Source organism: Methylobacterium sp. FF17, assembly GCF_025813715.1.
GTDB lineage: Bacteria > Pseudomonadota > Alphaproteobacteria > Rhizobiales > Beijerinckiaceae > Methylobacterium > Methylobacterium flocculans.
On sequence record NZ_CP107532.1, the window covers coordinates 5,046,600 to 5,068,190 of the forward strand.

19 protein-coding genes are annotated in these 21,591 nt (G+C 69.0%); 6 read left to right on the forward strand and 13 right to left on the reverse strand.

The features are described from left to right. The first annotated feature begins 63 nt into the window (after positions 1 to 63). Complete coding sequence (locus tag OF380_RS24165) at positions 64 to 2,037, forward strand: PhoX family protein (protein WP_264048183.1); 1,974 nt, start codon at positions 64 to 66, stop codon at positions 2,035 to 2,037. A 295-nt stretch (positions 2,038 to 2,332) separates the two neighbouring features. Beyond that, positions 2,333 to 4,384 carry a DNA topoisomerase IV subunit B gene (parE, locus tag OF380_RS24170; RefSeq protein ID WP_264048184.1) on the forward strand — a complete coding sequence of 684 codons (2,052 nt, stop codon included), beginning with the start codon at positions 2,333 to 2,335 and terminating at the stop codon, positions 4,382 to 4,384. A gap of 247 nt (positions 4,385 to 4,631) precedes the next feature. Here the strand turns inward: parE and OF380_RS24175 are convergent, their stop codons facing one another. After that, complete coding sequence (locus OF380_RS24175; RefSeq protein WP_264048185.1) at positions 4,632 to 5,501, reverse strand: outer membrane protein; 870 nt, start codon at positions 5,499 to 5,501, stop codon at positions 4,632 to 4,634. 565 nt (positions 5,502 to 6,066) lie between these two features. Between OF380_RS24175 and OF380_RS24180 the strand changes: the two genes are divergently transcribed. Further along, positions 6,067 to 6,279 carry a hypothetical protein gene (locus OF380_RS24180; protein WP_264048186.1) on the forward strand — a complete coding sequence of 71 codons (213 nt, stop codon included), beginning with the start codon at positions 6,067 to 6,069 and terminating at the stop codon, positions 6,277 to 6,279. Between the two features lie 42 nt (positions 6,280 to 6,321). Here OF380_RS24180 and OF380_RS24185 read toward each other — a convergent pair whose 3' ends face one another. The 4 genes from OF380_RS24185 to OF380_RS24200 all read right to left on the reverse strand — a co-directional run bounded on the left by OF380_RS24185 (position 6,322) and on the right by OF380_RS24200 (position 8,934). Then, positions 6,322 to 7,047 carry a di-trans,poly-cis-decaprenylcistransferase gene (locus tag OF380_RS24185; protein ID WP_264048187.1) on the reverse strand — a complete coding sequence of 242 codons (726 nt, stop codon included), beginning with the start codon at positions 7,045 to 7,047 and terminating at the stop codon, positions 6,322 to 6,324. Positions 7,048 to 7,104: 57 nt separating this feature from the next. Further along, positions 7,105 to 7,491: a transcriptional regulator gene (locus OF380_RS24190; RefSeq protein ID WP_264048188.1), complete on the reverse strand. Its 387-nt coding sequence runs from the start codon at positions 7,489 to 7,491 to the stop codon at positions 7,105 to 7,107. Further along, positions 7,478 to 8,095, reverse strand: coding sequence for a hypothetical protein (locus OF380_RS24195; protein ID WP_264048190.1), 618 nt, complete (start codon positions 8,093 to 8,095; stop codon positions 7,478 to 7,480). The genes OF380_RS24190 and OF380_RS24195 overlap by 14 nt, the downstream gene beginning before the upstream one ends. A 113-nt stretch (positions 8,096 to 8,208) precedes the next feature. Next, complete coding sequence (locus OF380_RS24200) at positions 8,209 to 8,934, reverse strand: aspartate/glutamate racemase family protein (RefSeq protein ID WP_264048191.1); 726 nt, start codon at positions 8,932 to 8,934, stop codon at positions 8,209 to 8,211. A 270-nt stretch (positions 8,935 to 9,204) separates the two neighbouring features. Here OF380_RS24200 and OF380_RS24205 point away from each other — a divergent pair, with 270 nt between their 5' ends. Together OF380_RS24205 and OF380_RS24210 are read left to right on the forward strand one after the other, a co-directional pair. Next, the gene (locus tag OF380_RS24205; protein WP_264048192.1) at positions 9,205 to 10,845 is read left to right on the forward strand and encodes a DEAD/DEAH box helicase; all 1,641 of its coding nucleotides are present in this window, start codon (positions 9,205 to 9,207) and stop codon (positions 10,843 to 10,845) included. A 133-nt stretch (positions 10,846 to 10,978) separates the two neighbouring features. Next, positions 10,979 to 12,031: a GGDEF domain-containing protein gene (locus OF380_RS24210; protein WP_264048193.1), complete on the forward strand. Its 1,053-nt coding sequence runs from the start codon at positions 10,979 to 10,981 to the stop codon at positions 12,029 to 12,031. A 32-nt stretch (positions 12,032 to 12,063) separates the two neighbouring features. On the opposite strand, the gene OF380_RS24215 is transcribed toward OF380_RS24210, so the two are convergent. The 7 genes from OF380_RS24215 to OF380_RS24245 form a co-directional block, all read right to left on the reverse strand. Then, positions 12,064 to 12,441, reverse strand: coding sequence for a HesB/IscA family protein (locus tag OF380_RS24215; protein ID WP_264048194.1), 378 nt, complete (start codon positions 12,439 to 12,441; stop codon positions 12,064 to 12,066). Between the two features lie 172 nt (positions 12,442 to 12,613). Beyond that, positions 12,614 to 12,994: an SUF system Fe-S cluster assembly protein gene (locus OF380_RS24220; protein WP_238277884.1), complete on the reverse strand. Its 381-nt coding sequence runs from the start codon at positions 12,992 to 12,994 to the stop codon at positions 12,614 to 12,616. A 47-nt stretch (positions 12,995 to 13,041) separates the two neighbouring features. Then, positions 13,042 to 14,286 (reverse strand): cysteine desulfurase, encoded by a 1,245-nt coding sequence (locus tag OF380_RS24225; RefSeq protein WP_264048195.1) that lies wholly within the window; start codon positions 14,284 to 14,286, stop codon positions 13,042 to 13,044. A gap of 71 nt (positions 14,287 to 14,357) precedes the next feature. Further along, on the reverse strand, positions 14,358 to 15,680 hold the full coding sequence (gene sufD / locus OF380_RS24230; protein ID WP_264048196.1) for a Fe-S cluster assembly protein SufD: 1,323 nt from the start codon (positions 15,678 to 15,680) through the stop codon (positions 14,358 to 14,360). Positions 15,681 to 15,682: 2 nt separating this feature from the next. Beyond that, a complete protein-coding gene (gene sufC, locus OF380_RS24235) occupies positions 15,683 to 16,435 on the reverse strand; it encodes a Fe-S cluster assembly ATPase SufC (protein WP_091974976.1) in 753 nt (250 codons plus the stop codon). Positions 16,436 to 16,627: 192 nt separating this feature from the next. Further along, positions 16,628 to 18,097, reverse strand: coding sequence for a Fe-S cluster assembly protein SufB (gene sufB / locus OF380_RS24240; RefSeq protein WP_264048198.1), 1,470 nt, complete (start codon positions 18,095 to 18,097; stop codon positions 16,628 to 16,630). A gap of 67 nt (positions 18,098 to 18,164) precedes the next feature. Further along, positions 18,165 to 19,325: a cysteine desulfurase family protein gene (locus OF380_RS24245; protein ID WP_264048199.1), complete on the reverse strand. Its 1,161-nt coding sequence runs from the start codon at positions 19,323 to 19,325 to the stop codon at positions 18,165 to 18,167. Positions 19,326 to 19,649: 324 nt separating this feature from the next. On the opposite strand from OF380_RS24245, the gene OF380_RS24250 reads away from it, so the two are divergent. Beyond that, the gene (locus OF380_RS24250) at positions 19,650 to 20,309 is read left to right on the forward strand and encodes an alpha/beta hydrolase (protein ID WP_264048200.1); all 660 of its coding nucleotides are present in this window, start codon (positions 19,650 to 19,652) and stop codon (positions 20,307 to 20,309) included. Positions 20,310 to 20,643: 334 nt separating this feature from the next. Here OF380_RS24250 and OF380_RS24255 read toward each other — a convergent pair whose 3' ends face one another. Beyond that, the gene (locus OF380_RS24255) at positions 20,644 to 21,591 is read right to left on the reverse strand and encodes a PDR/VanB family oxidoreductase (protein WP_264048201.1); all 948 of its coding nucleotides are present in this window, start codon (positions 21,589 to 21,591) and stop codon (positions 20,644 to 20,646) included.

Genomic DNA, 21,591 nt, shown 5'->3' on the forward strand with positions numbered 1-21,591 from the left:
ACACCGGTGCCATGCGGGACGGGTAGCGGGTTGGGTTCGCCAACCTGCTACCGGATCCGACCCATGACCGAACCGACGCGAACCCGCTCGCAGGCGGCGGAAGCCGCCGAGGATGCCGGCTCGAACGCCAGTGCCAACCCGACCTTCGGCGACGTGGTGGCGGCGCGCTTCGACCGGCGCGACCTCCTGCGCGGGCTGCTCGGCGTCGGGGCCATCGCAGCGGTGGTGACGCCGCGCGCGCTTGCCGCCGGCTCGGCGCAGGCTGCGCAAGGCCCGGGAACCCGCTTCCCCTTCGAGGAGATCGAGGCGGGCTCGGACGCGCACCACCACGTCGCCGCCGGGCACGATGCCGACATCCTGATCCGCTGGGGCGACCCGGTCCTGCCGGGTGCCCCGGCTTTCGACCCGCGCAACCAGTCGGCGGCCGCGCAAGGCCAGCAGTTCGGCTACAACAACGACTTCGTGGGCTATTTCCCGATGCCGGGGGCAGCCGACCCGGCCTCTCACGGGCTGCTCGTGGTCAACCATGAATACACCAACGAGGAACTGATGTTCCCGGGGCTCGGCCGCCAGGACACCAAGGCGGTCTTCCAGGGCATGACCCGCGACCTCGTGGACATCGAGATGGCGGCCCATGGCGGCTCGGTCATCGAGATCCGCCGCCAGGACGGCAAGTGGGCCGTGGTGCCGGATTCGCGTTATGCCCGGCGCATCACCGCCCAGACGCCGATGACGCTGACCGGCCCGGCCGCCGGCACCGACCGGGTGAAGACCTCCGCCGATTCCACGGGCCGCGCGGCGCTCGGCATGATCAATAACTGCGCCGGTGGCACCACGCCCTGGGGGACGTGGCTGACCTGCGAGGAGAACATCAACTACTACTTCTCCGGCGCCTTGGCGAAGGACTCTCCGGAAGCCACGAACCACAAGCGCTTCAACCTGCCGGCCACCGCCTATGCCTGGGGCCGCTTCCACGAACGCTTCGACCTCGCGCGCGAGCCCAACGAGCCCAACCGCTTCGGCTGGGTGGTGGAGATCGACCCGTTCGACCCCACGAGCGTTCCCAAGAAGCGCACGGCCCTCGGCCGCTTCAAGCACGAGGGCGCCGCGGGCATCGTCGCCAAGGGCGGGCAGTACGTGATCTACCAGGGCGACGACGAGCGCTTCGACTACGTCTACAAGTTCGTCACCGCCGGCCGCGCCGACAGCGGCGACCGCGACCTCCTCGATTCCGGCACCCTGCACGTGGCCCGCTTCGACGCGGACGGGCGCGGCACCTGGATGCCGCTGGTGTTCGGGACGGCGCCCCTGACCTCCGAGAACGGCTTCCACAGCCAAGCCGACGTGGTGATCGGCGCGCGGCTGGCCGCGGATCGGCTCGGGGCCACCAAGATGGACCGGCCCGAGGATGTCGAGGCCAACGCCAAGACCGGCAAGGTCTACGTGATGCTGACCAACAACGGGAAGCGCAAGGCCGACCAGACCGACCCCGCCAACCCGCGCGCCGACAACCGCTTCGGGCACATCGTCGAACTCACCCCAGACGATGGCGACCACGCCGCCACGGGCTTCGCCTGGGAGATCCTGGTCCGCTGCGGCGATCCGGGCATCGCGGCGGTCGGCGCCACCTTCTCGTCGGCCACCACGAAGGATGGCTGGTTCGGCATGCCGGACAACTGCTCCGTCGACGGGCTCGGCCGGCTCTGGGTCGCCACGGACGGCAACGCGCCCTCGCGCACCGGGCGCAACGATGGCATCTGGGCCATGGAGACCGAAGGGGCCGGGCGCGGCACGGGCAAGCACTTCTTCCGCGTGCCCCACGGCGCCGAGATGTGCGGTCCCTACTTCACGCCCGACGACACCACCTTCTTCGTCGCCGTGCAGCACCCGGGCGAAGCCGACGAGGAGGACCCGAAGGCGGTGCCCGCCACCTTCGAGGCTCCCGCCACCCGCTGGCCGGATTTCGATCCGACGCTGCCGCCGCGCCCGGCCGTGGTGGCGATCACGAAGCGCGGGGGCGGACGCGTCGGTACCTGAGACCGCGCATCCTCGCCCGAGGAAAAGGCGAACTCCGGTCCCTTAGGCCTTCTTAACCAACCCTGTCCCATGTCATGGGGTCTGTTGCCTCGCGAGACACGGGTCTCTCGAGGTATCGGTTGGCCCGCCCTGTGCGGCACGGGGGCATGCCCCCGTGCCACGGGGTGGCGAACCCCTTTCTGTTTCCGGTTTGTTCCGGTATGGTCAGAGGATGAAGGCGAATGCTGCACGATCTCCCTCTGCGGTCCGGTCCACGAAGCCCGCGGCCGTCCCAGCCTCCGCGCGGAGCGCTCCGGTGAGCGACCCCGCGCGCGACCTCTTCGCAGGCGGCAAGGCGCCGCTCCCGAAACCGGCCGAGCGGCGCAAGCTCGACGCCGCGGTGGCGCCGCTCGCTCCTGTCCCGTCGGCGGAGGCCGGCTACGACGCGTCCGCCATCGAGGTGCTGGAGGGGCTGGAGCCGGTGCGCCGCCGCCCCGGCATGTATATCGGTGGCACCGACGAGCGCGCCCTGCACCACCTCTTCGCCGAGGTGATCGACAATTCCATGGACGAGGCGGTGGCGGGACATGCCAGCTTCATCGAGGTGGAGCTGGAGGAGAGCGGCCACCTCGTCGTCACCGATAACGGCCGCGGCATCCCCGTGGACCCGCACCCGAAATACCCGAACAAGTCGGCGCTGGAGGTCATCATGACCATCCTGCACGCGGGCGGTAAGTTCGACTCGAAGGTCTACGAGACGTCCGGAGGCCTGCACGGCGTCGGCATCTCGGTGGTCAACGCCCTCTCGGACGAACTCGAGGTCGAGGTCGCTCGGAGCCAGACGCTCTATCGCCAGACCTTTTCGCGCGGCCATGTGCAGGGCCCCCTCGAGACGGTGGGCCGGGTGCAGAACCGGCGCGGCACCCGTGTGCGCTTCCACCCCGATGCCGAGATCTTCGGGGCGCTGAAGTTCGACCCCCGCCGCCTGTTCAAGATGGCGCGTTCGAAAGCTTACCTGTTCGGCGGCGTCGAGATCCGCTGGCGCTGCGCCTCTGCCCTCCTGGAAGGCCTGGACGACGTGCCGGCCGAGACCGTGCACCGCTTCCCCGGGGGCCTGCGCGACTATCTCGCCCGCGATCTCGAGGGCAAGGAACTCGTCACCGACGCGATCTTCTCCGGCAAGATCACCAAGCCCGGCGGACATGGCTCCCTCGAATGGGCCGTGGCCTGGATGGTCACCGACGACGGCGTCTCGGCCTCCTACTGCAACACGATCCCGACCCATGAGGGCGGCACCCACGAGAGTGGCCTGCGCGTCGCCCTGCTGCGGGCCCTGCGCGAACACGCCGAGCGCGTGAACCAGGCCAAGCGCATGACGGCGGTGACCACCGACGACGTCATGGCGACCTGCGCCTCGATGCTCTCGGTGTTCATCCGCGAGCCCGAGTTCCAGGGCCAGACCAAGGACAAGCTCGCCACGGTGGAGGCCTCGCGCATCGTCGAGACGGCGATCCGCGACGCCTTCGACCATTGGCTCGCCGCCTCCCCGGCCCAGGCCAACAAGCTCCTCGACTGGGTGATCGACCGGGCCGAGGAGCGCCTGCGCCGGCGCCAGGAGAAGGAGGTCGCGCGCAAATCCGCCACCCGCAAGCTACGCCTGCCGGGCAAGCTCGCCGATTGCTCCAAGGCGGGCATGGCCGGCTCCGAGATCTTCATCGTCGAGGGCGACTCGGCCGGCGGCTCGGCGAAGCAGGCCCGCGACCGCGCCACCCAGGCCATCCTCCCCCTGCGCGGCAAGATCCTGAACGTGGCCTCGGCGAGCCGGGACAAGCTCGGTGCCAACCAGCTGATTTCGGACCTGACCCAGGCGCTCGGCTGCGGCACCGGCAACGCGTTCCGCCTGGAGGACCTTCGCTACGAGAAGGTCATCATCATGACCGACGCCGATGTCGACGGCGCCCACATCGCCTCGCTGCTGATCACGTTCTTCTACCGGCAGATGCCCAAGCTCATCGACCGGGGGCATCTCTACCTCGCGATTCCCCCACTCTATCGCCTGACCCAGGGCGCCAAGACGGCCTATGCCCGCGACGACGCCGACAAGGAGCGGGTCATCAAGACCGTGTTCAAGGGCGCCAAGGTCGAGATCGGCCGCTTCAAGGGCCTCGGCGAGATGATGCCCGCGCAGCTGAAGGAGACCACGATGGACCCGAAGAAGCGCACGCTCCTGCGGGTCGAGGTCCTGGACGAAGCTCGCGCCTCCACCGGGGATGCGGTCGAGCGGCTGATGGGCAACAAGCCGGAGGCCCGCTTCACCTTCATCTCCGAGCGCGCCGCCTTCGCGGATGGGGCGGAACTCGACATCTGATCCGGCGTCCGCTCGATCGAAGCGGACGCCGGATCAGATCAGCCCACCGTAGGGCTCAGCCGGAGTTGGTATCAGGGCCGAACGGGTCCACGCTTCCGAAACCCCGGAGGCGTGGACCCGCGCATCCGTCGATCGGTCCACGCCTGATCATAATAAGAAAAAGCCCGGCTGCGAGGCCGGGCTTTTTCAGGGTCGAGCAGGCCCTCGCGCGACCCGATGGATCGCGCGAAGTGCCGGAGCGGTCGGCTTAGTACGAGCCGAACTTGTAGTTCAGGCCGGCGCGGACGACGACGAACTCGTCGGAGCGACGGTTGTTGTAGCCCGTGGCGACGACGCCGGCGGTGTTGACGTTGAAGGTCGAGCCGGTGGCGGCCGAGTAGGCGAACACGCCGTTGTTGGCGTTGTCGCGGTCGAGGTTCACGTACAGGCCTTCGACCTTCAGGGTAACGGCCGAGGACTTGAAGAAGTTCAGGAACGAGTCGGTCGGCAGGGCGTACTCGATGCCGCCGCCGGCGGTCCAGCCGGTGCGGAAGTCGTTGCGGCTGCTGTTGGGCAGGCCGAAATCGTTGCCGCCGCCGCCGCCGTAAGCGAAGCCGCCGGTGCCGTACACGAGGGTGCGGTCGAAGGCGTAGCCGAGGCGACCACGGACGGTGCCGAAGTAGTCGAGGCCCGACAGGCCGTTCGGGTTCACGAAGGTGAGGTTGTTGACGTTGGCAGCGCCGATGAGCACGGCGTTGTTACGCTGCGAACCGAAGTCGACGTACTGGGCGTCGGCCTCGACACCGATCACGACACCGGAGCCCGGGGTGAACTGGTAGTTGTAGCCGATCTGACCACCGCCGACGAAGCCTTCGTTGCTGTCGCGGTTGTTGAAGGCGACGGCGCCGACGGCGCCGGGCGCGAACACGGGGGACGTGGCCAGCACCGTGGTGGTGCGGTTGTTGTCGCTGCCCGTGCCGAAGCCGTAGCCGGCGTTGATACCGGCGTAGAAGCCCGTCCAGGTGAAGACCGGCACCGGCACGAAGACCGGGGGAGCTGCGCGGCGCGGAAGGTCGGCGGCCGAAGCGACAGCGGTGAGGCCGGCGAGCACGGTGGAAGCGAGAATCAGTCTTTTCATTTTTACCTGGTCCTGGTTGGCGAGAGCCGGCGCGCTTGTAGTCCCTGGCCGCCGCGAGGTCTGTCGCTTTCCTGCAACAAGGCCACCTGTTAGGCCGTCAGGTCTCAAGGAAGGGTAAAGGTTAGCGGGCGGTCATCCTCGTCCTGGTGCGTCGGTGCCATCACGCACATTGACGTAAGCCTGAAGATCAGGTCGCATTTGTCTCGGGGTGAACGATTTCAAGACCTCAACGAAGGTTTTTCAGCACCTCGCCGAGCCTGCAAGATTGTACCGCGACGAGCGCGATGCGGATTTTTAATGCCTTGCCGAACCCGGGTGAACGGGTGAACGGCCGGAGGGGAAACGCGGCCTTAACTCTGATGCCGGAGGATGCGATGCGTGGTCCGCCCGGGATCGCCGCACGATGATCGCCATGCTTCCTCCCAGCCGCTTCGCCGACAGTCTCCGGGGCGTTGATCCCAAGTCCGGGGATCCCGTGTCCGGGGATCCAATGTCTGGGGATCCTCGGTTCCTTGACGGGGCTTCCGGGGCGATGCGCGACGAGCCCGCACCGCGATCGCCAGCGATGCTGCTGCCCTGGACGATCAAGATCTGCCTGACGCTCGGTCTCATCGCGGTGGGAGCGACGCATTATGTGTCCCGCGCCGTGGATGTCGGGGCGTTGCGCCAGCGGATGGCGCGCGCCGCGCCGGTCGATCCCGAGACCACGGGTTCCATCGGCGGGGCCGCCGCCCGCGTCACCCTCGATCCCTGCACGGTCTCCGGGTTCAGGCGCTGACGCGGTCCGCCCTGCGGATATCCGCGCGGTGTGCCGCGCGGCTCAGGCGGCTTCGGCCGGCGCCGTGAGGCCGCCGAAGCGGCGCTCCCGCCCCGCGAAGGCCCGGAGCGCGCCGGCGAGGTCGTCCGCATCGAAATCCGGCCAGTGCCGCTGCGTGAAGTGCAGTTCGGCATAGGCGCTCTCCCAGAGCAGGAAATCCGAGAGACGCTGCTCGCCGCTGGTGCGGATGACGAGGTCGACATCCGGGACCGCGCGGCCGCCCGGCCCGAAGCCGCCGCTGACGCGCTGCCCGAATTCGGCGGCCGAGGGGGTGCCCGGGCCCGCCAGCCCGACGGCGGCGGCCAGGATCGCGGCGCGGCCGGAGTAGTCGATGGCAACGCGCAGGTGCAGGGCGGTGGCGTCCGCCGTCAGGGCCTCGGCCCGCTCGATGGCCTCGGCGATGCCCTCGGGAAGTCGGTCGCGGCGGCCGATCACGGTGAGGCGCACCCCGGCCCGGGCGAGGCGCCCCGCCTCCTCCCGCAGGTAGGCGCGCAGCAATCCCATCAGGGCCGTGACCTCGTCCGGCGGCCGCCGCCAGTTGTCGCTGGAGAAGGCGTAGAGCGTCAGCGTGCCGACGCCCTGGCCGGGGGCCGCATCCACGACCCGCCGGATCGCCGCGATACCGGCCTTGTGGCCCAGAGGCCGGGGCAGGCCGCGCGCCGTGGCCCAGCGCCCGTTCCCATCCATGATGATACCGACGTGAATCGAATTCGGCAAAGGACTTTGCATCGTAGAGTTTCCTGGCAAATGAATGTCGGCCTTCGTGCGTCGTGCCCGAGTCGGACGTCACGCCGGCCGGGGCCGGCCGACGGGCCTTGCGTCGTCCGCATGCCCGGCCGCCTCGGCCGCGTCGCGCACCACGCCCTCCAGCACGGCGAGATAGTCGAGGAAGCGTCGACGCCCGGCCGCGGTGAGGACACAGGTGGTCTGGGGCCGGTTGCCCTCGTAGCCCTTGCGGATCTCCACGAGGCCGGCCTCCTGCAGCACCTGGAGATGCCGGCTGAGGTTGCCGTCCGTGAGGCCGCAGAGTTGTTTCAGATCGGCGAAGGCGAGCCCCTTCGGATGGGCGATCAGCGAGGTGAGAAGGCCGAGGCGGGCCTTCTCATGGATGACCCGGTCGAGCCCCTCATACGCGAAGGGCGCAGGCGTGACGGTCGCCTCAGCCTTCGGCATGGTCGGCCTCCGGCGCTGCGCGGATCACCAGGGCCATCAGGCCCTGGCCGATGGCGAAGGGCAGGCCCATCGACCAGGGCGAGAGGCTGCGGGCCTCGCTGGTAACGACCAGCACCGTCAGGCCGGCGAGGAGGTACCAGGCGCCGACCAGCGCGACTCCACGCGGCATGACACGGATACCGGCGAAGATACCGAGGCTGACCAGCACCTGCCACAGGCCGGGCAGCAGCCAGAGGCTCTCGGGGGCGACCCGCGCCAGCACCAGGGCGAGGAGCGCCCCGGAGGCCCCCGCCGGCAGGAACTGCTCCACGGCGTCGTGGATCATCGCATTGCCGAGGCCGCCCGTGTGGCGGCGGGCGCGGGCCCGCATCTCGGCGCCGATCAGGCCGACCGCGCCGCAGGCCGCGACGATCCAGCCTCCGAAGAAGGCCAGCGGCTGCGCGTCGGGCTCGGCGAGCAAGAGCGTCTGCGCCGTGGCGGTGGCGAGCGCCAGTCCGGCGGTGGCTGCGAAGGCCGCCGGCCCGTAGCCGCTGAAGGCCGTGCCGCGCGTCAGTTGCGAGCGGATGGCGACGATGTCGGCAAGCGCCCTGTCGAGATCGGTCACATCGCACCTCCCTGGCTCTGTGATGCAAAGCATACGGACTCGCAAAGTGGATGCAAGCGGTTTCTTTGCGGTGCAAAGTGGATGCGTCCGCGGCGAAGGTGCAGGATCCGGGGTCAGCCGCCCGCCAGGAGAGCCGCGAGCGCCGGGGAGAGGCCGGTGCTCTCCAGGGTGGGTGCCGCATCCACCGGCCTCCCCTCCCCGGCCGCCGCGAGCACCGCACGGGTGCCGGCTTCCACCGAGCACAGGACCGGGACGGGTACGGCGGGCTGGATGCGGTGTGCGAGTCCGGCCAGCGCTGCACCTCCGAGGATCACGACCTTCGCCCCATCCGCCTCGGCGCAGGTGCGGCAGGCGGCCGCGAGCCCCGCGAGGGCGGCGTCGGGGTCGGCGGCGATCTCACCGCCCGTCGGCGCCACCGTGCGGACGCCGGACAGGTGGGCCCCGAGGCCGAGGCCGGCAACGAACTCCGTCAGCATCGGCCCCCACAAGGCGCCGCCGGTGACGATGGCGAAGCGCCGGCCTCCGGCGGAGGCCGCACGGCAGGCGGCCTCCGCCATGCCGACGACGGGCACCGGGGAGACCTCGCGCAGGGCGGCGAGGCCTGGATCGCCGAAGCAGGCGAGATAGACCGCGTCACAGCCCGCCACGTGCCCGGCCAGGGCGTCGAGGGCCGCGTGCCCCGCGATGGCCGCGGCAGCGCGGCTGGCGATGTAGCGGGCGCCGAACCGTCCGGTCACGGGTACGAGGGTGTTTCCAGGCCCCGCGAGCGCCCGGACGTGCCCCGCCACCAGGTCGGTGACGGCCGGGGTGGTGTTCGGGTTGATGAGCAGGATGCGCAAGGCGGCTGGACCCTCGTTGCCGGACGGAGGCCCCTTCTCCCACGCAAGCTCCTCGCCAAGGCACGAACGCTTCGCCGGGCAGCGGCCTGCGGATAAGGGGCTTCGAACGGGATTCCCGCGATTGACACGGCAGCGCAAGGGCCTAAGTGTCCCCGCAACGCGTGTGCGCGGCGGGTCGTGTGTCGAAACCGCCCCTGATTCCAGCCGTCGCCGTGTCGATGTCCTCCGCGCCGGTCGGTCCATTCCCGCGCGCAACGGTTCTCATTGCATATGTCTTTTGCCGACCTCGGATTGAGCGACAAGGTCCTCCAGGCCGTCACGGCGGCCGGCTATTCCGAACCCACGCCGATCCAGGCCCAGGCCATCCCCCACGTCCTGGCACGCCGCGACGTTCTCGGCATCGCCCAGACCGGCACCGGCAAGACGGCGGCCTTCACGCTGCCGATGCTGACGCTGCTGGAGAACGGCCGCGCCCGCGCCCGCATGCCGCGCACGCTGATCCTGGAGCCGACCCGCGAACTCGCCGCGCAGGTGGTGGAGAATTTCGACCGCTACGGCATCAACCACAAGCTCAACGTCGCGCTGATCATCGGCGGCGTCTCCTTTGCCGAGCAGGACGCCAAGCTGATGCGCGGCACGGACGTGCTGATCGCGACGCCGGGTCGGCTCCTCGACCATTTCGAGCGCGGCAAGCTGCTGCTCACGGGCGTCGAACTCCTCGTCATCGACGAGGCCGACCGCATGCTCGACATGGGGTTCATCCCCGACATCGAACGCATCGTGAAGATGGTGCCCTTCACGCGCCAGACCCTGTTCTTCTCCGCCACCATGCCGCCGGAGATCGAGCGGCTGGCCGACATGTTCCTGCACACCCCTCAGCGGATCGAAGTGGCGCGCCCCGCCTCCACCGCTTCCACCATCGTGCAGAAGCTGGTGGCCACGGGGTCCGAGGGCCACGTCAAGCGCGACATCCTGCGCCGGCTGATGCGGGGCGAGGCCGACCTGAACAACGGCATCATCTTCTGCAACCGCAAGCGCGACGTCGCGCTGCTCCAGAAGTCGCTGGCGAGCCACGGGTTCAATGTGGCGGCGCTCCACGGCGACATGGACCAGCGCGCCCGCACCGTTGCGCTGGACGCCTTCCGCTCCGGCGAGGTGCCGCTGCTGGTGGCAAGCGACGTTGCGGCGCGGGGCCTCGACATTCCGGCGGTGAGCCACGTCTTCAATTTCGACGTGCCGCACCACCCGGAGGACTACGTCCACCGCATTGGACGCACGGGTCGCGCCGGCCGCGCCGGCCATGCCTTCACCCTGGTGAGCCGGGCCGACGAGCGCTCGCTCCACGCCATCGAGGCCCTGATCGGTCAGCCGATTCCGTGGGCCGAGGGCGACCTGGCCTCGGTGCCCGAATCCGCGCCGTCCGAGGACGAGGAGTCCACGCGCACCCGCTATCGCGGCAAGGCCGCCAGCGGCCGACGCCTGCGAGGGGGAGCGGGCGGCAGGGCCGAGAAGCCGAGATCCGAGCGGGCCCGCTCGGATCTGCCGAAGTCGGACGCCATCCAGGGCGCCGAGTCCGGGGCCGCCAGGGCCGAGGCGGACGCGCCCGAGGGCAAGACGGAGCGCCGGCCCGCGAAGCGGCCCGGGCGGCAGGAAGGCCGTCCCGGCAAGGTCGCGGCACGGCGCAGCGCGCCCGAGCGTGAAGTGGTGGAGGTCGAGCGCGACGGTACGTCCGCCGCCCCCGCGCCGCAGCGAGCCCCCCGGCCCGAGCGCACGGCCGAGCGTTCGCGCGACGAGCGCCGTCCGCCGTCCCGCCGCCGCAACGACGAGGACGAGGGTGATACGCCGATCGGCCTCGGCTCGCACGTGCCGGCCTTCCTGCTGCGTCCGGCCGTCGTCAAGCCGTCGAAGTAGGCACGGTCCCGCCCGCCGGGTCTCCGGTACGGAGCAACCCTTAACTGCATCTCCACGAACCGGCGTCTATCTTCCGGCGATGCGGGGACGCTCCGCCCGACGAGGTCGGGCGGATGGGACGGTTGGACGAACGATGGACGGCAATCACGGCGATCGCGACCGGAGCTTCGCGCTGGCCGAGCGCGTCAGCGCACTGATGCGGGATTACGGCCCCTCGGCCGAGCCCCGTTCCTACGCCGTCTGGTATGCTCACGTCTCCGGCGCGCAGCCTCGGATGAGCGAGGCGGTCAGGCGTCTCACGGCGGAGTCCGGGGGCCTGACGACCCAGGACGTCGACGCGCTCTACGAGGCCCATCTCGATCCGACGCGTCTCTCGGTCGCCACCGAGCAGGCCAGCCACAACGTCCTGTCGGAGATCGCGGGGGTGATGGAGGTGCTGAACCTCTCGCTCGATTCCACGGCACAGTACGACGCGTCGCTGCGCACCCTGGCGCATGACCTCGACGGGACCGCGTCGAAGCCGGCCAGCGTGCACAAGGTGGTCGCGGCCCTGGTGGCGACCACGCGGGAGGTCCGGGCCAGCAACCGCACCCTCGAGGCGCGGATGCGCGAGAGCCGCAGCGAGATCGAGGCCCTGCGCGCGACCCTCGAGGCGACGCGGCTCGAGAGCCTCACCGACCCGCTCACCGGATTGTCGAACCGCAAGCATTTTGAGGACAGCCTGTGTCGGCTGGTGCAGGACGCATCCGCAGCCGAGCCTGCCTGCCTGATCGTGATCGACGTCGATTCGTTCAAACGGTTCAACGACGTCTACGGCCATATCACCGGCGATCAGGTCCTGCGCCTGGTGGCGGGCGTCATGCGCGAGCAGATCAAGCCCCGCACCGTCCTGGCCCGGTTCGGGGGCGAGGAATTCGCCATGCTGCTGCCGAACACTGGCCGGGCGGCGGCTTGCGCCATCGCCGAAGCGGTTCGCACCAGCGTAATGGCCCGAGACCTCGTGAAGCGCTCCACCGGCGAATCGCTTGGCAAGATCACGATTTCCCTCGGGGTGGCGATGCACCGGCCGGGGGATACGGCGGTCTCGCTCCTGGAACGCGCCGACCAGTGCATGTTCAAGGCCAAACGCGACGGCCGAAACCGTACGGTCGCCGAGGCCGAGGAGCCCCTCCCGAACGTCGCCTGACGTTCGGGCGCGACCGCGCGGAGCCTTTTGCGTCAGGCGCCCGCGTGCACCATCTCCGGGTTCACCGGAGTGATCGCCACGGATTCCCCACAGCCGCAGGCGGAGGTCTGGTTCGGGTTGTTGAACACGAACTGCGACGACAGCTTGCTGGTCTGGAAATCCATCTGCGTGCCGAGCAGGAACAGCAGCGCCTTCGGGTCCACGAAGACGGTGACGCCGCGATCCTCGACCCGGTCCTCGCCGGGCTTCTGCGCCTCGGCATATTCCATGGTGTAGGACATGCCGGCGCAGCCGCCGTTCTTCACGCCGACCCGCAGGCCTGCGATGGGCCGATCGGCATCCGCGATGATCGCCTTGATGCGCTCCGCCGCCGCGTCGGTCAGCGACAGAACCTTGAACTTCGATGCCATGAGGTCTCTCCGACGGCCGGGTTCAAGGCCCGGGCAGGTGAGGATGATGGGACCTGCTTAAGATAAGGATCGCAGGGGCCGCGGTCCATCCATGGACCGTGCATGGATAGCCGTCGTCGACGCGGGCCAGTCCCGGTGCGTCGGGATCGCGCCAGCGCGGGCCGACAGTCCGCTACCACATGTCCAGGGCGACGCGGGCCTCGTCGGACATGCGGCTCTGGTCCCACGGCGGGTCGAACACCATGGTGACGGCGCAGGACTGCACGCCCGGCACGGCGGCCACCGCCGTCTCGACCCAACCCGGCATCTCGCCGGCCACGGGGCAACCCGGCGCGGTCAGCGTCATGTCGATGGCGACCTTGCGGTCGTCGGCGATGTCGACCTTGTAGATCAGGCCGAGCTCATAGATGTCGGCCGGAATCTCGGGGTCGTAGACGCTCTTCAGGGCGACCACGATGTCGTCGGTCAGGCGGTCGAGCTCCTCGGGCGGGATCGCCGAGTCGCTCGCGATGGTGGGGGTGTTGGCCCCACCCGTGATGGCTGCGTCGCTCATGGGTCTGTCCTCGTCTCGGCCGCGATCTCCGCGCCGTGGAATAAGCGTCAGGCGAACATCATCTCGGCCTTGGCTAGGGCCTCGGCGAGGACGTCCACCTCCTGGGTCGTATTATACAGGCCGAAGGAGGCGCGACAGGTGGAGGTTGCGCCGAAGCGGGTGAGGAGCGGCATCGCGCAATGCGTCCCCGCCCGGATCGCGACGCCGTAGCGATCGATCACGGTGGCGATGTCGTGGGCATGCGCCCCCTTCATCTCGAAGGCGATGACGCCGCCCTTGCCCTTGGCGGTGCCGATCATGCGCAGCGAATTCATCGCGCCGAGGCGCTCCTGGGCATAGGCGAGGAGCGACGCTTCATGCGCCGCGATCCGGTCGCGCCCGACCCCCATCATGAATTCGAGGGCCGCACCGAGGCCCACCGCCTCGATGATCGCCGGTGTGCCGGCCTCGAAGCGGTGCGGCGGGTCGTTGTAGGTGATGCTGTCCTGGCTGACCGTGCGGATCATCTCGCCGCCACCCTGATATGGGGGGAGCCGCTCCAGCCATTCCCGCTTGCCGTAGAGGACGCCGATCCCGGTCGGACCGTAGACCTTGTGGCCGGTGAAGACGAAGAAGTCGCAATCGAGCGCCTTCACGTCGATGGGCCCATGCACCGCACTCTGCGCCCCGTCGAGGAGCACCGGCACGCCGTGCGCATGGGCGATCCGCACGATTTCGGCCGCCGGCGTCACCGTGCCGAGCACGTTCGACATGTGGGTGATCGCCACCATCTTCGTGCGCGGCGTGAACAGCTTCTCGTACTCCTCGACGAGGAAGTTGCCGGCGTCATCCACGGGCGCCCACTTGATCACCGCACCGCGCCGCTCGCGCAGGAAATGCCAGGGCACGATGTTGGAATGGTGCTCCATGATCGAGAGGATGATCTCGTCCCCCTCCCCGATCTGGCCGAGCAGGCCCATGGAGGAAGCCACGAGGTTGTAGGCCTCGGTGGCGTTGCGGGTGAAGATGATCTCGTCGGTGGAGTCGGCGTTGAGGAATTGCCGCGTGGTCTCACGCGCGCCCTCGAAGCCTTCCGTGGCGGCGTTCGCCATGAAGTGCAGTCCGCGATGGACGTTGGCGTAGCCCGTCTCCATGCAGTTCACCATGGCGTCGATGACCGCACGCGGCTTCTGCGACGAGGCCGCGTTGTCGAGATAGACCAGCGGCTTGCCGTAGACCTTCTGCGACAGGATCGGGAACTCGGCTCGGATCGCCTGGACGTCGTAGGGGGTGTTCAGGACGGGTGCGTTCATGGCGATACCTGTTGGGTGTCGGACGTGCGCGACCCTCCCCCTCTGCGGGGAAGGGTCTCGGCAGGGTGCGTTCAGGCTCGCGCCTTCAGCCACGCCTCGATGGTGCCGATCAGCGCCTCACGGGCGCCCTCGTGGCTCACCGACTCGATCGCCGCCCCAAGGAAGGCCTGCACCAGCAGGCTCTCGGCTTCCGCCTTCGGCAGGCCGCGCTGCATCAGGTAGAACAGCAGATCCTCGTCCAACGCGCCGCAGGTGGCGCCGTGGCCGCAGGCGACGTCGTCGGCGAAGATCTCCAGCTCGGGCTTGTTCATCATCTGGCCGGCATCGGACAGGATGAGGCAGGCCGACATCATCTTGCCGTCGGTCTGCTGGGCGGCCTGCTGGACGATGATCTTGCCCTGGAACACACCGGTCGCCTCACCGTCCACCACGGTCTTGAACAGCTCGCGGCTGACCCCGCCGGTGGCGGCGTGGTCGGCGAGGAACGTGGTATCGGCGAGCTGCTTGCCGTTCAGCATGGCCGCGCCGTTCACCACCGCGCGGCCGTCGGCGCCGGCGAAGTTCAGGTAGACCTGATGGCGCGAGAGGACGGCGCCGACGACCACGTTGACGGTCTCCACCGACGCAGCGGCGCCGAGCTTCACCGATAGGGTCGACAGGGCCACGGCCTCGCGCCCTTCCGCGTTCAGGCGGGCGTGCCGGAAGGTGGCATTGTCCGCCACCGTCACGTCGAGGGCGTCGTTGGGCTGGTAGGCGATGCCGTCCGGTCCCTCGTGGCTCTCGAGCACGGTGATTTCCGCGCCCTCCCCCAGCGTCACCAGTCCGCGGGTCGCGGTGGAATAGGCCTCCGTGCCCGTGCCGATGAAGCGCAGGTGCAGCGGGGTCTCGACCTTGGCGCCGGCCTCAACCGCGATCAGGACGCCGTCCGCCAGGAAGGCGGTGTTGAGCTGGTAGATCGCGTTCTCGGCGGCCTGACGTACGGGCGTCAGCCGGTCCAGGAGCGCGTGGCCCTCGGTGAGCGCCTGAGTCAGCGGGGTCACGGTGACGCCAGCCGGGATACGACCGAGGTCGGATTCGTCTTCGATCAGGTGGCCGTTGACGAAGGTGAGGCGCACGGCCTCGATGCCAGCAAAGCCTTTCGCCTCTTCAACCGCCGCCTTGGCGGTGCCAGCGGATGGCATCTCGGCCGGATGGGCAGCATCGCGAAATGCCGAGCGCAGGTCGGTGTACTTGAACGCCTCGACGCGGCGGGTCGGCAGGCCGACCGCCTCGAAGTAGCGGAAGGCCTCCTCTCGGGCGATGGACACGCCCGTAGGGTACTTCATCTTCGTGGCTTCGAAGAGCTTGGAGAGCCCGGTCTCGGCCGCGGTGCGGAGCGGGGTGATGTCGGCCATGATCAGGCGGCCTCGCCCGTGCGGTACTCGGCGTAGCCCGAGGCTTCCAATGCCTTGGCGAGGTCCTTGTCGCCCGACTTCACGATCTGGCCCTGCGACATGACGTGAACCACGTCCGGCACGATATAGTCGAGCAGGCGCTGGTAGTGGGTGATGACGAGGAAGGAGCGCCCTTGGGCGCGGAGCGCGTTCACGCCGCCGGAGACGATGCGCAGGGCGTCGATGTCGAGGCCGGAATCGGTCTCGTCGAGAACGCAGAACTTCGGCTCCAGGAGCGCCATCTGGAGGATCTCCATGCGCTTCTTCTCGCCGCCGGAGAACCCGACGTTGAGGGCGCGCTTGAGCATCTCCTTGTTGATCTCGAGCTTCTCGGCCGCGCCGTTCACCTTGCGGATGAAATCGGGCGTGGAGAGCTCGCCCTCGCCGCGCGCCCGGCGCTGAGCGTTCAGCGTCGCCTTGAGGAAGGTCATGGTGCCGACACCCGGGATCTCCAGCGGGTACTGGAAGGCCAGGAACACGCCGGACGCGGCGCGCTCGTCGGGGCTCATCTCCAGGATGTTGACGCCGTCGAGCAGGATCTCGCCGTCGAGGACCTCGTAGTCCTCCTTGCCGGCGATGACGTAGGACAGGGTCGACTTGCCCGAGCCGTTCGGCCCCATGATGGCGGCGACTTCGCCGTCGTTCACAGTGAGGTTGAGGCCGTTGAGGATCTGCTTGTCCTCGATGGCGACGGTGAGGTTCTTGATTTCGATCATTGCAGCAAAGTCCGTTCTAAAACTTGAAACGCGGAGCGACCCTCTCTCCTCTGCAGGGGAGGGTGCCTGCGGAGCAGGCGAGCCGGGACGAAGTCCCGCATCAGGGGGCGACCTCCTCGGATCGCGCGCTCCCCTGATCCGACCCGCTTCGCGGGCCACCTTCTCCCACAGGGGGAGAAGGGAAAAACCGCCCTACCCCACCGAGCCTTCGAGGCTGATCGAGATCAGCTTCTGGGCCTCGACGGCGAACTCCATCGGCAGCTGCTGCAGCACGTCGCGGACGAAGCCGTTGACGATGAGCGCGGTCGCCTCCTCGTTGGAGAGGCCGCGCTGCTGGCAGTAGAACATCTGGTCTTCGGAGATCTTCGAGGTGGTGGCCTCGTGCTCGAACTGGGCGGAGGCATTCTTCGACTCGATGTACGGCACGGTGTGCGCGCCGCACTGGTCGCCGATGAGGAGCGAGTCGCAGTTTGTGAAGTTGCGCGCGCCCGTCGCCTTGCGGTGCGCCGAGACGAGGCCCCGGTAGGTGTTCTGCGAGCGCCCGGCCGAGATGCCCTTCGAGATGATCCGGCTGGTGGTGTTCTTGCCGAGATGGATCATCTTGGTGCCGGAATCGACCTGCTGCATGCCGTTCGACACCGCGATCGAGTAGAACTCGCCGCGGGAATTGTCGCCGCGCAGGATGCAGGATGGATACTTCCAAGTGATCGCCGAGCCGGTCTCGACCTGCGTCCACGAGATCTTCGAGTTCACGCCTCGGCAATCGCCACGCTTGGTCACGAAGTTGTAGATGCCGCCCTTGCCCTCGTTGTCGCCGGGGTACCAGTTCTGGACCGTCGAGTACTTGATCTCGGCGTCATCCAGGGCGACGAGCTCGACCACGGCGGCGTGGAGCTGGTTGTCGTCGCGCTTCGGGGCGGTGCAGCCTTCGAGGTACGAGACGTATGATCCCTTGTCCGCGATGATCAGCGTGCGCTCGAACTGACCGGTGTCGCGCTCATTGATGCGGAAGTAGGTCGACAGCTCCATCGGGCAGCGCACGCCCGGCGGGATGTAGACGAACGAACCATCGGAGAAGACCGCCGAGTTCAGGGTCGCGAAGAAGTTATCGGTCACGGGCACGACCGAGCCGAGGTACTTCTTCACGAGGTCCGGATACTCGCGGATGGCCTCCGAGATCGGCATGAAGATCACGCCGGCCTTCGACAGTTCCGCCTTGAAGGTGGTGGCCACCGAGACCGAGTCGAACACCGCGTCGACGGCGACCCGACGCTCGGGGGCGATGCCCTCCAGCACCTCGACCTCGCGGAGCGGGATGCCGAGCTTCTCGTAGGTCTTCAGGATCTCCGGATCGATCTCGTCCAGGGACATCGCCGCCGGGCGCTTCGGGGCCGCGTAGTAGTAGATGTCCTTGTAATCGACCTTGTCGTAGGAGACCCGGGCCCAGTCGGGCTCCTGCATGGTCTGCCAGCGCTTGTACGCGTCGAGGCGCCAGGCCAGCATCCACTCGGGCTCCTCCTTCTTGGCGGAGATGAAGCGGATCACGTCCTCGGAGATGCCCTTGGCGGACTTCTCCATCTCGATGGTGGTCTCGAAGCCGTACTTGTACTGGTCGAGGTCGATCGAACGGACCCGGTCGATGGTTTCCTGCACTGCAGGCATTAGGCGTCTCCTGACATGCCCGGCGTCAAGGGCCGGGTGTTGGTGAGATGGCTTGGGAATTCGGCGCTCACGCCGCGCGCCCCTGCCGTCGATATAGGGTCTCCAGCACGCGTTCGCAGGCGGCCAGACAGCGCGCCACGTCGCTTTCCGTGCTGTTCCACCCGAGGCTCACGCGCAGCGCCCCTGCGGCCAGCGCAGGGGACACCGCCATGGCCGCGAGCACGGGTGAGCGCGCGACCTTGCCGGAGGCGCAGGCCGACCCCGACGAGAGCGCGAGCCCGGCGAGATCCAGCGCCATCAGCGCCGTCGGAGCGTCCAGCCCCGGCACGGCGAAGCACAGGGTGTTGGGCAGGCGCGGAGCGCCCGCGCCGAACACCGTGAGGTCGGGCGCGCGGGCGCGCAGGCCCAACGCGATGCGGTCGCGCATGGGGGCGAGGCGGGCCGCCTCGGCGGGCTCGGCCAGCTCCGCCGCCACCCCGAGCCCGACGATCCCGGGCAGGTTCTCGGTGCCGCCGCGCAGGCGCCCCTCCTGGCTGCCGCCGCGCAGCAGGGGCTCGCTCAGGCCGACCCCCTCCGCCAGCACCAGGGCGCCGATCCCCTTCGGCGCGCCGAACTTGTGGCCCGACAGGGTCAGGGCATCGAGCCCGAGGCCCGCGCAATCGAGGGGGATCTTGCCCACCGCCTGGACGGCATCGGAATGCACCAGGGCCCGCCCATGCGCCCGGGCCAGGGCCACGATGGCGCCGAGCGGCTGGATCACCCCGGTCTCGTTGTTGGCCGCCTGGACCGAGATCAGCACACCCGTCTCGGCGTGGCGCGCCAGCAGGGCCGCAAGGACGCCGAGATCGACAAGCCCGGCCGTGTCGACCGGGATCAGGTCGACCGCATCCGCCGGGAAGCGGTGCCCGGCCGCGATGCACGGATGCTCGGTGGCGCTCATCAGGAGGCGCGTCGGTGCGGGTTGTCCCGCCCGCGTCAGGGCGCCGGACAGGACTGCGTTCGCCGCCTCGGTTCCCCCGCTGGTGAAGACCACGCGGCCCGTGCCCGCCCCGACCCGGCGCGCCACGGCGTCGCGCGCCGCCTCCAGGGCCGCCCGGGCCGCGCGCCCTTCCCCGTGGATCGAGGAGGGGTTGCCGACCAGGGTGAGCGCCTGCGCCACGGCCGCCGCCACCTCGGGCCGAACCGGCGAGGTCGCGTTGTGGTCGAGATAGACGCGGGGCGAAGTCATCCGGGAAAAACCACTGGCGGCGTCAAGGGCGGAAGCGACAAATCCTTGCTTTTGCCCCCCACGATCATGTTAAGGCCCGGGCACGATACGTGTTCCGGTCGCCCATCGCGGGGAACGCGCCGATCCGAAGCAGGCTCGAACGACGCTTGTTTAGAATGATTCTAGTCAGCTAGAATTATTCTAAGAGCGCTTTTAAGTTCGTCGCCGGCCGAGTCAAGGCAGGCCTCGCGGCTTTGCCCCGGCATCGGATGCGCGCGTTCCCGGCGTTTGGCGCGACCCTCGTGACGGGCCCGGCGGGCTCGCCGCTCAGGAGTTTTGATTCCGATGCCCGAGGTCATTTTCACCGGTCCGGCCGGCCGTCTCGAAGGGCGCTATCAGGCCCCCAAGAAGAAGGGCGCGCCCATCGCCATCGTGCTGCATCCGCATCCCCAGTTCGGGGGCACGATGAACAACCAGATCGTGTACAACCTGTTCTACACCTTCGCCAATCGCGGCTTCGCGGCCCTGCGCTTCAACTTCCGCGGCGTCGGCCGCAGCCAGGGCGCCTTCGACCACGGCACCGGCGAACTTTCCGACGCCGCCTCGGCCCTCGACTGGGTGCAGTCGGTCAACCCCGAGGCCCGTGCCTGCTGGATCGCCGGTGTCTCGTTCGGCTCGTGGATCGGCATGCAGCTGCTGATGCGCCGCCCCGAGATCGAGGGCTTCATCTCGATCGCCGCCATGGCCAACCGCTACGACTTCACCTTCCTGGCCCCTTGCCCCTCCTCGGGCCTGTTCGTGCACGGCTCCGAGGACCGGGTCGCCCCGGCCCGCGAGGTGATGCCGGTGATCGAGAAGGTGAAGACCCAGAAGGGCGTCATCATCGAGCACCAGATGGTCGAGGGCGCCAATCACTTCTTCGACGGCAAGGTCGACGAACTGACCCAGACCGTCGACACCTACCTCGACAAGCGCCTCGGCCCGAAGGACGAGCCGAAGGCCTGAGACGGCCTCCGTCGCCGAGGTCGTGCACGAAGGTCGTGACGGAATCCCCCGAGAGCGACGCGCCGCACAGACCCTGTCCGGGCCGGGCGGCGCCCTCCCCTTCACCGATGCGGAACGAAGTTCGGTGACGGGGATGCCGATCCGCTTCCGGACGGCGGATTGAAGGAAGTCGACGCTCACCACGCGGGTGGCGCAGGACGACCCTGTGCCGACAGCGAGCGTCGTCCCCGTGGTGGGGGACCCTGCGCATCAAACCTCGATGAGACGTTCGCCACATCGACGGCGGCGTCTGCAATCCCGCAACCCCGATGCCAGCCGCCTGGCGTCGGATGGCTCAGAGGTCGAGGGTCACGCACCCCCGAGCGCGCGAGACGCACGGGGTCATCCGATCCTGGCGCTTCGCGACCGAAAGCACCGCATCGCGGTGGATCACCGCGCCGTCGCGGTAGCCGCACTCGCAGGCCCCGCAGACTCCGAGCTCGCACGAGGAAGGCTGGGAGACGCCGTACTCCCGCAGGACGTCGAGGAGCGAACGGTCCGCCGGCACGGGGAGCACGGCGCCGGTGGATGCGATGCGTGCCTCGAACGCCTCGGGTACGAAGGTCTCGTCCGAGACGGCGCCGAAGTGCTCGACATGAACCTGCTCGGACGGCCAGCCCTTCGCGTCGAGGGCAGCCTGGACCGCCTCGGTGAGACGCCGCGGGCCGCAGGCGTAGACGTGGGTGTCCACAGTCGAATCGTGCAGGAGCGCGGCATCGAAGCGCCGGCCTTCGTCGGAGAACCAGGCCTGCAGGCGATCGCCGCAGACGGCACGGACCTCCGCGAGGAGGGGCGCTTCGGCCGCGGAGCGCGCGCAGACGTGCAGCGCGAAGTCGGCCTCGTCCGCCGCGAGCGTCCGGGCCATGGCGAGGAGCGGCGTCACGCCGATCCCGCCCGCCACGAGGACGTGCCGCCGTGCGGCGGGTGCGAGGGGAAAGTTGTTGCGGGGCGCGGAGATATCGACCGCCGAACCAACGGCCAGGTTTCCGTGCACCCAGGCCGAACCCCCGCGTCCCGCATCCTCGCGCTTGATCGCGATCTCGTAGCGACCGCGATCGGTAGGGTCGCCGCAGAGCGAGTACTGGCGCACGCGTCCATCCGGAAGCCGAAGGTCGACATGGGCGCCGGCCGTCCAGGACGGGAGTTCCGGCCGTCGCGGATGAACCAGGGTGAGATGCAGCACGTCGGGCGTCGTTGCCACCGCCGCCGCGACCTGCAGCTTCATGACCAGGCGTGCGCTCAC